This is a genomic window from Micromonospora fluostatini (assembly GCF_050410825.1).
Classification (GTDB): Bacteria; Actinomycetota; Actinomycetes; order Mycobacteriales; family Micromonosporaceae; genus Micromonospora; species Micromonospora rosaria.
Window position 1 is genome coordinate 1,891,026 of the sequence record NZ_CP191251.1, and the last position, 12,981, is coordinate 1,904,006.

General features: G+C 74.9%; 11 protein-coding genes. 8 read left to right on the forward strand and 3 right to left on the reverse strand.

Annotation, left to right across the window (positions count from 1 at the left end; translation table 11 throughout):
• Positions 1-368 precede the first annotated feature (368 nt).
• From ACQUFX_RS07935 to ACQUFX_RS07965, 7 genes are all read left to right on the forward strand, one after another.
• Positions 369-1,004 carry an RNA polymerase sigma factor gene (locus ACQUFX_RS07935; RefSeq protein WP_428965378.1) on the forward strand — a complete coding sequence of 212 codons (636 nt, stop codon included), beginning with the start codon at positions 369-371 and terminating at the stop codon, positions 1,002-1,004.
• Positions 1,005-1,020: 16 nt separating this feature from the next.
• Positions 1,021-1,776: a hypothetical protein gene (locus ACQUFX_RS07940; protein ID WP_428965379.1), complete on the forward strand. Its 756-nt coding sequence runs from the start codon at positions 1,021-1,023 to the stop codon at positions 1,774-1,776.
• A gap of 188 nt (positions 1,777-1,964) precedes the next feature.
• Positions 1,965-3,200 (forward strand): ergothioneine biosynthesis glutamate--cysteine ligase EgtA, encoded by a 1,236-nt coding sequence (gene egtA / locus ACQUFX_RS07945; RefSeq protein WP_428965380.1) that lies wholly within the window; start codon positions 1,965-1,967, stop codon positions 3,198-3,200.
• Entirely contained in the window at positions 3,197-4,543 is a 1,347-nt protein-coding gene (gene egtB, locus ACQUFX_RS07950) for an ergothioneine biosynthesis protein EgtB (RefSeq protein ID WP_428965381.1), read from the forward strand. The genes egtA and egtB overlap by 4 nt, the downstream gene beginning before the upstream one ends.
• 16 nt (positions 4,544-4,559) lie before the next feature.
• Positions 4,560-5,366: an ergothioneine biosynthesis protein EgtC gene (egtC, locus tag ACQUFX_RS07955; protein ID WP_428965382.1), complete on the forward strand. Its 807-nt coding sequence runs from the start codon at positions 4,560-4,562 to the stop codon at positions 5,364-5,366.
• Positions 5,366-6,331, forward strand: a complete 966-nt coding sequence (egtD, locus tag ACQUFX_RS07960; protein WP_428965383.1) for an L-histidine N(alpha)-methyltransferase — start codon at positions 5,366-5,368, stop codon at positions 6,329-6,331. Before egtC ends, egtD begins: the two co-directional genes overlap by 1 nt.
• Before the next feature lie 265 nt (positions 6,332-6,596).
• A complete protein-coding gene (locus ACQUFX_RS07965) occupies positions 6,597-7,184 on the forward strand; it encodes a TMEM165/GDT1 family protein (RefSeq protein WP_067373863.1) in 588 nt (195 codons plus the stop codon).
• Positions 7,185-7,274: 90 nt separating this feature from the next.
• On the opposite strand, the gene nhaA is transcribed toward ACQUFX_RS07965, so the two are convergent.
• Together nhaA and ACQUFX_RS07975 are read right to left on the reverse strand one after the other, a co-directional pair.
• Positions 7,275-8,627, reverse strand: a complete 1,353-nt coding sequence (gene nhaA, locus ACQUFX_RS07970; protein WP_428965384.1) for a Na+/H+ antiporter NhaA — start codon at positions 8,625-8,627, stop codon at positions 7,275-7,277.
• A 212-nt stretch (positions 8,628-8,839) separates the two neighbouring features.
• Positions 8,840-10,690 (reverse strand): polysaccharide biosynthesis protein, encoded by a 1,851-nt coding sequence (locus ACQUFX_RS07975; protein WP_428965385.1) that lies wholly within the window; start codon positions 10,688-10,690, stop codon positions 8,840-8,842.
• Between the two features lie 187 nt (positions 10,691-10,877).
• Here ACQUFX_RS07975 and ACQUFX_RS07980 point away from each other — a divergent pair, with 187 nt between their 5' ends.
• Positions 10,878-12,326, forward strand: coding sequence for a tyrosine-protein kinase domain-containing protein (locus ACQUFX_RS07980; RefSeq protein WP_428965386.1), 1,449 nt, complete (start codon positions 10,878-10,880; stop codon positions 12,324-12,326).
• Here the strand turns inward: ACQUFX_RS07980 and ACQUFX_RS07985 are convergent.
• Entirely contained in the window at positions 12,307-12,861 is a 555-nt protein-coding gene (locus ACQUFX_RS07985; protein WP_428965387.1) for an arsenate reductase/protein-tyrosine-phosphatase family protein, read from the reverse strand. The two genes, ACQUFX_RS07980 and ACQUFX_RS07985, sit on opposite strands and share 20 nt — an antisense overlap.
• Positions 12,862-12,981 lie beyond the last annotated feature (120 nt).

A 12,981-nucleotide genomic window follows, 5' to 3' on the forward strand; every position in this document is an offset into this window, starting at 1 on the left:
GCCGGGCGCTGGTCACCGTCGGGGCCGTGACCGGCGGGACACCGGTCGTGGCGTCGGGTGGACCCCTGGTGTTACGTTGACTCGCCGCTGAGCCGGCTGAAGAATTGTCACTCTTTTTCGGGGCCGTACCGTCTTGTCCGATCGTCAATCCACTCCTAGCGTTGGCCCGGCCCGGGCCCGCCCAGGTGCCGGTACGGCGACCGGGCCCGCCGGGCGTCCGCCACGTGCCGCTGCGGCCGTCGGCGTGGCCGGCCGGGCCAGGGCAGCGGGGGGCGGATGGTGCGGACGGAGGCCCGGACACCGCGTCGCGCGGTGCGCGGGACGTCGCGGCGGACCGGCACGGCACCGGGCGGCGGGGCGGGGCGCGGATGACCGGTGAGCTGAGGGCGGCCGTCGCCGCGGCCCGCGCCGGCGACGAGCAGGCGTTCCGGTACCTGTACCGCAGCCTGCAACCCGGCCTGCTGCGGTACCTCACCGCGCTGGTCGGCGCGGACGCGGAGGACGTCGCCTCGGAGACCTGGTTGCAGATCTCCCGGGACCTGCCCCGCTTCACCGGCGGGGAGTTCCGGGCCTGGGCGGTGACCATCGCCCGCAACCGGGCCATGGACCACCTGCGCCGGCAACGCCGCCGGCCGGCCCTGCCGGTTCCCGTGCAGGACCTCGCCGACCTGGCCGCGGACACCGACACCGAGCAACGGGCCGGCGAGACCATCAGCACCGAACGGGCCCTGGCACTGATCTCCACCCTGCCGCCCCGGGAGGCCGAGGCGGTGCTGCTGCGGGCCGTCGTCGGCCTGGACGCCGAGACCGCCGGCCGGGTGCTCGGCCGCCGGCCGGGCGCGGTCCGCACCGCCGCCCACCGGGGGTTGCGCCGCCTGGCCACCCTGTTGCAACGAACCGAGCCGGGCTCCCCACCGGCCACCACCGACGGTGTCGTGCCCCGACCGCGCTCCGGGCGTGGGGCGCGGCCGGAGGCGTCGCACGCCGAACCGGCGGATGGCTGACGTGAGGGGAGACTGGATGAACCTGCGCCGGTCCGGTCGCTCCGACCGGCCCGCCGACCGGGCCGAGCTCGACCGTCTGCTCGACACGGCCCGCCCCGGGACCACCCCGCCCGCCGAGGAACCGCTGGCCCGGCTGCTGGCCGCCGCGGCGGCCCCGGCGCGCCCCGACGAACTCGGCGGCGAGGACGCCGCCCTGGCCGCCTTCCGCGCGGCCCGCGCCGACCCGGCCGCCCCGGTGCCACCGCCACCGTCACGCCGCCGGTGGCGCCGCCCCGGGGCGGGCGCGGCCCTGGCCTGGGCCGCCGGCATCGTCGCCGCCGCCACCGCCGGGGTCGCCGTCGCGGCGGCGACCCTCGACGACCACGACGCCGCCCCGCCGCCCCCACCGGCTACCACCGTGCCGGCGCCGGAGCCCGACCACGGCGGCGCGGACTCGCCGTCCCCGGCCGACCCCGAGCCGACCGCCACCGCGTCGATCGCCGCACCCACCCCGGAGTCCGACGCCCCGTCCCGGTCCCCGTCGCCGACCACGGCGTCCGCCAGCCCCACCCACGGCAACGTGCACGGGCTCTGCAACGCCTACCTGTCCAAGAATCCGGGCCAGCGGGAGAAGGCGCTGCGCGCCCCCGGCTTCGCCCGGCTGGTCGCCGCCGCCGGTGGCGCAGACCGGGTCGAGGAGTTCTGTTCGACCCCGACGTCGACCCCGACCGGGAGCGCCGCCCCGGGCCGTGGCGCCACCCGACCGGACACCGGAGGCGCTGACAACGGCTGACCGGCTCCGTCGCTGGTCAGCGCCCGCTCCGTACGGTCGGACGGCGGTTCTCCCACCCCGACGTGAAGAAGCTTTGTTTGAACCGGGCGAGCGAAATTCTTCTGTTAGACAGAGGATGGTGGCGCCGTGACCACCCCGGCCGGCGACGGTCGTGGTGGTGTGACCAGTGCCGGAGGGAGGGCCGTCTCGTGGTGACGTCACCCGAGCTGGACCGAACGACCATCATCCGGGAGGAGCACGTCGCCGCCGGGCACGTGGCCCGGATCTGCTTCAAGACCGGACCGCCGACGTACACCGGTGTCGAGCTGGAATGGACCGTGCACGACGCCGCCGATCCCGCCCGCCCGGTCGACCGGGAGCGGATCCGGGCGGCGCTGGGGCCGTACAGCCCCGTCACCCTCGACCCGACCAGCCCCGCCCAGCAGCTCCGGCACGGCAGTACCGTGACCGTCGAGCCGGGCGGCCAACTCGAAGTCTCCAGCCCGCCGCGCGCCTCGGTCGCCGAGTTGCTCAGCGCGACGGACGCCGACATCGGCCACCTCCGCAGCCTCCTCGCCCCCGCCGGGCTGGCCCTCGGCGAGACCGGCATCGACCCGTACCGGCCACCGGCGCCGGTCGTCGACACCCCCCGGTACCGGGCCATGTGCCGCGTCTTCGACCGGGCCGGCCCGCACGGGCGGACCATGATGTTCAGCACCGCCGGGTTGCAGGTCTGCCTGGACGCCGGCGAGCCCGCCGAGCTGACCGAGCGGTGGGCCACCGCGCACGTGGTGGGCCCGCCGCTGCTGGCCGCCTTCGCCACCGCGGCCCGGCACGCCGGCCACCGGACCGACTGGGCGTCCGCCCGGATGGCGGCCTGGCTCGGCATCGACCCGGCGCGCAGCGGGCCGGCCTGGTCACCGGCGCACGCCGACCGGGACCCGGTCGCCGCCTGGACCGCGTACGTGCTCGCCGCGCCGCTGCTCTGCCTGCGCCAGGACGGGCCGGACTGGACGCCCCCGCCCGGGGTCACCTTCGCCGACTGGATCGCCGGGGCGCTGCCCGAGCCACCCACCACCGACGACCTGGAGTACCACGTCAGCACCCTGTTCCCGCCGGTACGCCCGCGCGGGTACCTGGAGATCCGCTACCTGGACGCCCAGCCGGGCCCGGACTGGGCGCTGCCGACGACCGTGCTGGCCGCGCTCTTCGCCGACCCGGCGACGGTCCGCGCCGCCCGTGCCGTCGGCGAGCCGGTGGCCGACCGGTGGTGCGTCGCCGCCCGGCGCGGCCTGGCCGACCGCGCCCTGGCCCGGGCCGCGGCGGCCCTGTTCGACCTGGCCCTGCTGGCCCTGCCCCGGCTGGACCTGCCCCCGGCCACCCACGAGCGGATGCGACGAGCGATCCAGCGGCGCCACGCCGCCGTGGAGAGGAGCCCTCGGTGAGCGAGACCACGACCACCCCCACCCCGCAGTGGGGTCCGGAGCGACTGCGCAGCCGGATCGCCGCCGAACTGGACCGGACCCGGGCCCGCACGGCGCTGCTCGCCGACGCCGTCGACGACGACGAGCTGATGCGCCAGCACTCGCCGCTGATGTCCCCGCTGGTGTGGGACCTCGCCCACATCGGCAACCAGGAGGAACTCTGGCTGGTGCGCGACGTCGGCGGGCGCGCGCCGGTCCGGTGCGACATCGACGAGCTGTACGACGCCTTCAAGCAGCCCCGCCGGGACCGCCCGGCCCTGCCGCTGCTGCCCCCGGCCGAGGCCCGCCGGTACGTCGCCACCGTCCGGGAGAAGGTGTACGACCTGTTGGACGGGGTCCGGTTCACCGACCGGCCACTGGTCACCGACGGGTTCGCCTTCGGCATGATCGTGCAGCACGAGCAGCAGCACGACGAGACCATGCTCGCCACCCACCAGCTCCGCGCCGGGGCGCCGGCCCTGACCGCGCCGCCCCCGCCGGAGCCCCGGGCCCGGGTGACCGGTGAGGTGCTGGTGCCCGCCGGCCCGTTCACCATGGGCACCTCCACCGACGCGTGGGCGCTGGACAACGAGCGGCCCGCGCACGTGGTCGACCTGCCCGCGTACCTGATCGACGCCGCGCCGGTGACCAACGGGGCGTACCGGGAGTTCGTCGCCGACGGCGGGTACGACGACCCGCGCTGGTGGAGCGGGGCCGGCTGGCGGCACCGCAGCGAGGCGGGGCTGACCGCGCCGCTGCACTGGCGCCGCGACGGCGACGGCTGGGCGTACCGGCGGTTCGGCCGCTGGTCGGCGGTCCGCGACGACGAACCCGTGGTGCACGTCTGCTTCCACGAGGCGCAGGCGTACGCCACCTGGGCCGGCAAGCGGCTGCCGACCGAGGCGGAGTGGGAGAAGGCGGCCCGCTGGGACCCCGTTACCGGCCGGTCCCGCCGCTACCCGTGGGGCGACGGGGACCCCACCGCCGAACACGCCAACCTGGGGCAGCGGCACCTGTGGCCGGCGCCGGTGGGCGCGTACCCGGCGGGAGCGTCCCCGCTCGGCGTGCACCAGCTCGTCGGCGACGTCTGGGAGTGGACCAGCAGCCCCCTGCGGGGGTACCCGGGCTTCACCGCCTTCCCGTACCGGGAGTACTCCGAGGTGTTCTTCGGCGACGACCACCGGGTGCTGCGCGGCGGCTCGTTCGGCACCGACCGGGCGGCCTGCCGGGGCACCTTCCGCAACTGGGACTACCCGATCCGCCGGCAGATCTTCAGCGGGTTCCGTTGTGCCCGCGACGCCACCGTCGAGGAGGCGCGCGGGTGAGCGGCGGTCGCCGCTGATGTGCCGACACCTGGCGTACCTCGGCCCGCCGGTGACCCTGCGGGCGCTGCTCTACGACCCGCCGCACTCGCTGCTGCGACAGTCCTGGGCGCCCCGGGACATGCGCGGCGGCGGAACGATCAACGCCGACGGCTTCGGCGTCGGCTGGTACCCGGACCCGGCCGCCGACGGCAGCGGCGTGCCGGTCCGGTACCGGCGGGCCCAGCCCGTCTGGTCGGACGCCACCCTGCCCGACCTGGCGGCGGTGACCACCACCGGCGCGGCCCTGGCGGCGGTGCGGTCGGCCACCGTCGGGATGCCGGTGCAGGAGAGCGCCGCCGCGCCCTTCACCGAGGGGCCGTGGCTGTTCAGCCACAACGGGGCGGTGCGCGGCTGGCCGGACTCGGTGGTCGGGCCCGCCGCCGACCTGCCGGTGCGGGACCTGCTGACCCTGGACGCGCCGAGCGACGCGGCGCTGCTGTGGGCCCTGGTCCGGCACCGGCTGCGCGGCGGCGCCGCCCCGGCGCGGGCGGTGTCCGACACGGTGACCTCGGTCGCCGCGGCGGCGCCCGGGTCCCGGCTGAACCTGCTGCTGACCGACGGCCGGCAGGTGGTGGCCAGTGTCGCCGGCCACGCCCTGTCGGTCCGGGCCGGCGGGGGCGCGGTGCTGCTGGCCTCCGAACCGACCGACGACGATCCCGGCTGGCACGCGGTGCCGGACGGCAACCTGGTGGTGGCCACCACCGGCGCGGTACGTGTCCATGCCCTGCCACCCGCGTTGACCAGTCGAGCCGGCACCACCGGCACGACGGAAGGGGAACTGTGATGAGCGCCGAGCCGCTGGAGATCTACCTGGAGGAGCAGGACCTCGGCCGGGCCCTGCGCGACGACGTCCGCGCCGGCCTGACCGCGGACCCGAAGTGGCTGCCGCCGAAGTGGTTCTACGACGCCCGGGGCAGTGAGCTCTTCGAGGAGATCACCCGGCTGCCGGAGTACTACCCGACCCGGGCGGAACGGGCGGTGCTGGCCGCCCACGCTCCCGACATCGCCGCGGTGACCGGGGCGAAGACCCTCGTCGAGCTGGGCTCGGGCTCGTCGGAGAAGACCCGGCTGCTGCTGGACGCGTTCACCCGCCGGGGCGGGTTGGGCACCTTCGTGCCGCTGGACGTCTCGGTCAGCGCCCTGCGGCAGTCCACCGACCGGATCGCCGCCGACTACCCGGGCCTGCGGGTCCGGGGCATCGTCGGCGACTTCACCCGGCACCTGGACCGGATGCCCACCGGCGGCCGGCGGCTGGTGGTCTTCCTCGGGGGCACCATCGGCAATCTGCTCCCCGAGGAGCGGGCCGGGTTCCTGGCCGCGATGCGCGCCGGCCTGGAGGCCGGCGACTGGCTGCTGGTCGGCACCGACCTGGTCAAGGACCCCGGGGTGGTGGTACCGGCCTACGACGACGCCGCCGGGGTGACCGCCGAGTTCAACCGCAACGTGCTGCGGGTGGTCAACCGGGAGCTCGGCGCCGACTTCGACCCGGAGGCCTTCGAACACGTGGCGCTCTGGGACCCGGAGCGGGAGTGGATCGAGATGCGGCTGCGGGCCCGCCGGCCGCAGCGGGTACGGGTCCTCGACCTGGTCGTCGACTTCGCGGCGGGGGAGGACCTGCGGACCGAGGTCTCGGCGAAGTTCCGCCCGACCGGCATCGCGGCCGAGCTCACCGGGGCGGGCTTCGTCGCCGAGCACTTCTGGACCGACCCGAAGGGGCTGTTCGGGGTGACCCTGGCGCGGGCGGCCTGAGCGCACCGGCCCGGACGCCCGACGGGTCGTCGGGCGTCCGGGCCGGTGACACTGTTCACCCGGGCTGACCGGCCGGCGCCGCTTCGGCTAGGCTGGGCGGCGCGAAGGGGAGTAGCCCCCAATGTCGTGGTCGACATACTGGCGCGTTCCGCGTCCGGCCACGCGGCCCCGCGTTCAACGGGGCGGGCGAGACCTTCGACTCAGGCTGTCACAGCCGGGTCGAGGTCGCCCCGCGTCTCCTCCCGGCCTGGATCGGGAAGGTGTCATGGAAGGTTTCCTCGTCGCGCTGGCGGTCAGCTTCGGCGTGATTTTCGTGGCCGAGTTGGGCGACAAGTCCCAGCTCATGGCCCTGGCCTTCGCCACCAGGTACAAGCCGGTGCCGGTGCTGATCGGCATCACCATCGCCACCGCCGTGGTGCACCTGGCGTCGGTGGCGATCGGGGTCGGCCTCGGTGCGGCCCTGCCCACCGGCTGGATCTCGCTCGTCGCGGGTCTGGCGTTCCTCGGGTTCGGCGCGTGGACCCTGCGCGGCGACACTCTCACCGAGGCGGAGAAGCGCAAGGCGGAGAAGAACACCAAGTCGGCCATCGTCGCGGTCACGATCGCGTTCTTCCTGGCCGAACTGGGTGACAAGACGATGCTGGCCACCATCACCCTGGCCACCCAGTACGGCTGGTTCGGCACCTGGCTGGGCTCGACCATCGGCATGGTCGCCGCGGACGCGCTGGCCATCCTGGTCGGCCGGCTGCTCGGCAGGAAACTGCCCGAGCGCACCATCAAGTACGGCGCGGCGATCCTCTTCGCCATCTGCGGTCTCTGGCTGATCCTGGAGGCCGTCGCCGAGCTCACCTGAGCCTGAGCGGGCCGGGGCCGGTCGGGCCGGTCGCCCGGGTCGACGGCGGCCCGGTCGCCGGGGTGGGCTCGCCCCACCCCGGCGACCGGGTCAGCGCTCGACCGGTCGGTGCTGGTACACGTCGGGGATCCCGTCGCCGTCGGCGTCGATCCGGTCCCGCTCGGCGATGGCGCGGTAGGCGCGGTTGCGCCGACCCAGCACCACCGCGGCGAGGGTGGCCGAGAGCAGCGACCCGGCCAGCACGGCGGTCTTGACGTGCTCGTCGGCCGTGCTGCCGGTGCCGAACGCCAGTTCCCCGATGAGCAGTGACACCGTGAAGCCGACCCCGGCCAGCAGCGCGACGCCGAGCAGGTCCGGCCAGGTGATGTCGTCGTCGAGCCGGGCCCGGGTGAACCGGGCCAGCAGGTACGTCGAGCCGAAGATGCCGATCGTCTTGCCCAGGACCAGCCCGGCGACGACGCCGAGCACGATCGGGTCGGTGAGCACCGTGCCCAGGTCCGCGCCGCGCAGCGACACCCCGGCGGCGAAGAAGGCGAAGACCGGTACCGCGAAGCCGGCCGAGACCGGCCGCCACCGGTGCTCCAGGTGCTCGGCGAGGCCGGGGTGCGCCCGCTGGCCGGGGCGGCCCCGGGTGCCCCGGGGGTCGCCGAGCACCGGCACGGTGAAGCCGAGCAGCACGCCCGCGACGGTGGCGTGCACCCCGGAGGCGTGCACCAGCGTCCAGGCGGTCACGGCCAGCGGGATCAGCGCCCACCACCAGGTCCGCCGCCGCTGCACCAGGGCGGCGAAGGCGGCGATCGGCAGCAGCGCGGCCAGCAGCGGCACCGGGCTGAAGTCGGCGGTGTAGAAGACCGCGATGATGGTGATCGCCAGCAGGTCGTCGACGACGGCGAGGGTGAGCAGGAAGGCCCGCAGCCCCTGCGGCAGGTGGCTGCCGATCACGGCGAGCACCGCCAGCGCGAACGCGATGTCGGTGGCGGTGGGGATCGCCCAGCCGCGCAGGCCCGCCCCGCCGGCGGCGAGGTTCACCGCCACGTAGATCAGCGCGGGGGCGACCATGCCACCGACCGCGGCCACCACCGGGAGTACCGCCCGGCGGGGGTCGCGCAGCTCACCGGCGACGAACTCGCGCTTGAGCTCCAGGCCGACCACGAAGAAGAAGATCGCCAGCAGGCCGTCCGCCGCCCAGGTGGCCAGCGAGAGGTCCAGGTGCAGCGCGGCCCCGCCGGGCCAGGGCACGTACCCGCCGAGGGCGGTGTAGCTGGCCGACCAGGGGGAGTTCGCCCAGACCAGGGCGGCCAGCGCGCCGAGCAGCAGCAGCCCGCCGCCGACGGTCTCGGTGCGCAGCACGTCGGCCAGGAACCGGGCCTCCGGCCACGAGGTGCGGGTGAGCAGCCGGCGGGGGCCGGGGCGGCGGTCGGGGTGTGGACCACGTGCGCTCAACAACGGGTGCCTCACTGGTCGGACGACGGCTGACACATCGCCGACCAGACTTCCCGGCACACCGCCTCACACCCTACCCACCCACCCACCCCCACCCTCCCCCTCCCTCCCCCACCCCCGCCCGCGTCGATCATGGAGTTGGCGGCACCGGCAGGCACCGGAGCCGCCGTCACCTCCATGATCGACGCGGGCCTCGACGCCGACCGGGTGGGTCAGCGGGGAGTGGGGAGGGTGGTCAGCGGGGACCGCTGTTCGCAGGCGGTGGCCAGTTGCTTGATCAGCTCCTCCGGTTCCCCGTACGGGTCGAGCAGCCGGACCTCCCGGGGGTGCAGGGCGGGTACCCCGACGTGCGAGATGAGCGGGTGGATCGGTCGGCTGTCGGTCTCGTCGGCACCGAAGAGGTCCTCGTGCAGCTTCTCGCCGGGGCGCAGCCCGGTGAAGACGATCTCGGCGCCGGTGGGGGAGTCGTCGGCCAGCCGGCGGGCCACGTCGGCGATGCGGACCGGCTGGCCCATGTCGAGCACGAGCGCCTCGCCGCCGCGTCCGATGGTCGCCGCCTGGAGCACCAGGTGCACCGCCTCCTGCACGGTCATGAAGTACCGGGTGACGTCGGGGTGGGTCACGGTGATCGGCAGGCCGGCCTCGAGCTGACTGCGGAACGCGGTCAGCACCGACCCCCGGCTGCTGAGCACGTTGCCGAACCGGACGCTGAGGTAGCGGCCCCCGGAGCACGCGGCGTGGTGCGCGGTCAGCCGTTCGGTGAGCCGCTTGGAGTAACCCAGCACGCTGATCGGGTTGGCCGCCTTGTCGGTAGAGATGTTGACGAACTCGGCGACGTCGCGGCAGGCCTCCAGCACGTTGAGGGTGCCCAGGATGTTGGTCTTGATCGCCTCGCCGGGATGCCGCTGCAACAGGGTCAGGTGCTTGAGCGCCGCGGCGTGGAAGACGATCTCCGGCTGGCGGTCGGCGACGATCCGGCTGATCTCGGCGGCGTCGCGGATGTCGGCGAGGATCAGCTCCGGCCCGTCGAGCATCGCCCGCCCGTGCAGGGACATCTGGAGCGCGTGCAAAGCCGACTCGTCGCGGTCGAGCATCATCAGCTCGCCCGGTTCGCAGCGGGCGATCTGCCGGCACAGCTCCGAGCCGATGGAGCCGCCGGCGCCGGTGACCAGCACCCGCCGGCCGCGCAGGCCGCTGCCTTCGACGGTCAGGTCGGCCACCCGCTGCGCCCGGCCGAGCAGGTCGGTGAGCTGCATGTCCCGTACGTCGGTCACCGCCACCGGCCGGTCCAGCAGGTCGCGGATCGGCGGCAGCACCTTGAACGCGGCCCCGGCCCGCAGGGTACGGGCCCGCACGTCGCGGATCAGCTCGGCGTCGGTGCCGTCCATGCAGAAGATCACCGTGTCGGCCCGGGTCCGGTGCACGATCTCGCCCACCCGCTCCCGGCCACCGAGCACCCGGACGCCGTCGAGGCGCAGGTCCCGCTCGTCGGGGTCGTCGGCGAGCAGCCCGACCGGCAGGTAGCGGCCGAGCGGGTCGTCGTGCAGGGCCCGGACGAGGCGGGGGGTGGTGGCGTCCACGCCGTAGATGAGCGTCCGGCTCGTCGTCGACGAGGTCGCGCGGCGGCGGTCCCGGTGGTACCGGTAGGCGGCCCGGCCGGAGCCCATGATCAGCAGCGCGATGGCGGCCCCCACCACGGGCGTGGTCGCCGGGACCGGCCGTTCGGGCAGCGGCACGATCACCAGCAGCGCGCAGGTCGCCACCAGCGCGGCGGTGCCGGTCAGGTCGCGGGCCTCGCCGAGGCTGCCCACCGGATGCCGCCCGCGCAGGCTGCGCCGGACCTGCCCGACGGCGGCGTGGACCAGGGCGCAGGCCAGGGCGGTGGCCAGCACCCAGCCGCACTGGTTGACGGTGAGCGTGAACTCGAAGCGGGTCCCGGCGGCGGCCAGGAGGCCCCCGCACCAGGCGAGGGTGTCCAGCGTTAACAGGGGTAGGAGGCCCCGGTGCCGGGCCGGCCGGTGCTCGCTGGTGGAGGCGGACGAGGTCGGTGCTGCGGCGTCCATGCTCTGCCCTCGGGTTCTTGTCGCCGTCTGGGGGATTTACGGCGGATATGGTTTCCGATCGTCTACATTCGGTTGGTCCCGTCCGCGCCGAATGGGGGGGAACTAAATACTGTCATGGGTTTTGTCGAGCTATGGGGAGTTTCGTTGCATTTCTTGTCGGCAGACACGGGGCTGGGAGGGGCGACTCATGGAGGTACGTGACTACCTGCGGGCCGTTCGGCGACACTGGTGGATCGTCCTGGTCACGGTGATGGTGGCGCTGGGCGTGACCACCCTGGTGACCGTCCGCGCACAGCCCCGGTACGCCGCCTCGGTGACCTTCTTCGTCACCACCCCGAACCAGGGCGTCAGCGAGGCGTACCAGGGCAGCATCTTCATGCAGCAGCGGGTCAAGTCCTACGTCGACCTGCTGCAGAGCGACCGGCTGGCGCAGAGCGTGGTGGCCCGGCAGCCGCTGGGCCTGACCGCCGAGGCGGTACGCGGCCGGATCGAGGCGAAGACCGTCCCCGACACGGTGCTGCTGCACGCCACCGTCACCGACACCGACGCCACCCGGGCCCTGCGGCTGACCGAGGCGGTGGCGACCGGCTTCGTGGACCTGGTCAAGCAGGTGGAGACCCCGCCCGAGGGGCGCACCGCCCCGATCAAGGTCGAGGTGATCGGCGGCCCCCGGGTCGGCTCCACCCCGGTCTCCCCGCAGCCGCTGCGCAACTACGGCGTGGGGACGCTGGTCGGGCTGCTGCTCGGGGTGGCACTGGCCATCCTGCGCATCAAGCTGGACACCCGGCTGCGGGACGCGCTCAGCCTCCAGCGCGTCACCGGCAGCCCGCTGCTCGGGGAGATCCCCTTCGACGCCACCGCCCGGACCGAGCCGCTGATCGTCGGCGAGGCGGCCAACTCGCCGCGCGCCGAGGCCATCCGCAAGCTGCGCACCAACCTGCGCTTCGTCGACGTGCACGAGCCCGCCCGGGTCATCGCGGTGACCAGCGCCCTGCAGGGCGAGGGCAAGACCACCACCTCCTGCAACCTCGCCATCGCCCTGGCCGAGGCGGGCTGGCGGGTCGCGCTGGTCGACGCCGACCTGCGCCGGCCCAAGGTCGCCGAGTACCTCAACCTGGAGTCGAGCGTCGGGCTCACCGACGTGCTCGTCGGCGACGTCCAGGTCGGTGACGTGGTGCAGCGGTGGGGCGACAAGTCGCTGCTGGTGCTGCCCAGCGGGTCGACCCCGCCGAACCCCAGCGAGCTGCTCGGCTCCAAGGCGATGGCGGACCTGCTGGTGGTGCTGCGCGAGTCGGCCGACATCGTGGTCATCGACACCGCCCCGCTGGGCAGCGTCACCGACGGGGTGGTGGTCGCGGTCCAGGCCGACGGCGCCCTGCTGGTCAGCCAGCACGGCCGCACCGACCGGGGGCAGGTGAGCGCGGCGGCGCACGCGCTGCAGTCGGTCTCCGTCCGGTTGCTCGGCTGCGTGCTGAACATGGCCAAACTCGGCAAGGCCGACGTCTACCGCTACGAGACCTACAAGATCGAGGTGCCGGCCGCCCGGTCCCGTACCTCGGCCGCCCCGAACAGGGCCTTCCTCGGACCGGACCGGGTCGCCGACCCGACCCAGGAACTCACCCGGCTGCCTCGATGAGCGCCGCGACCGGCAGCACGCACCGCTCGATCTCCCGCGCGCAGCGCTGGAAGTCGGTGAGTTCGCCACCGAGCGGGTCGACCAGGTCGTCGTCGGCGGGGGCGGCGGGCTGCAACCGTCCCCGCGCCTGGGCCGCCGCCCGCACCCCGGCCCGTACCGGCTCGCCGGTCCCCGTCTCGGGCGGCGACGCCAGGTCGGCGAGCCGGCCGAACTGGCGCAGCGTGAACACCCGGTGCAGCGCGGCGGGGGCCAACGAGACGCACCTGCCCCGCTGCTGGCGGCTCGCGGTCAGCACCAGGGCGGCGTCGAGCAGGTGCCGGGTGTCGACCCGGCGGCTGCGGAAGGTCTCCGGGTCACGCCCGGTGCCCGCGGCCACCTCGGCGGCGTACGGGTGCATGGGTCGGCCGTCGACGGCGTGGGTGCCCGCGCTGACCACGGTCACCGGCAGATGGGCGAGCAGGCCGGTGGCGAGGTACTCCGCCATCGGCGAGCGGCACAGGTTGGCGTGGCACACGAACAGGATTCGCTCGGCCATCGGGGCCCCTCTCCACGGTGTCGTCCGGCACGCCGGTAGCCGGGCGGCCGGTGAGGGGCTGCCGGCATCGTACGCGCCGCAGCCGCCCCGGCGGCGTCCCGCCGCGCCGGCCCGGACGGG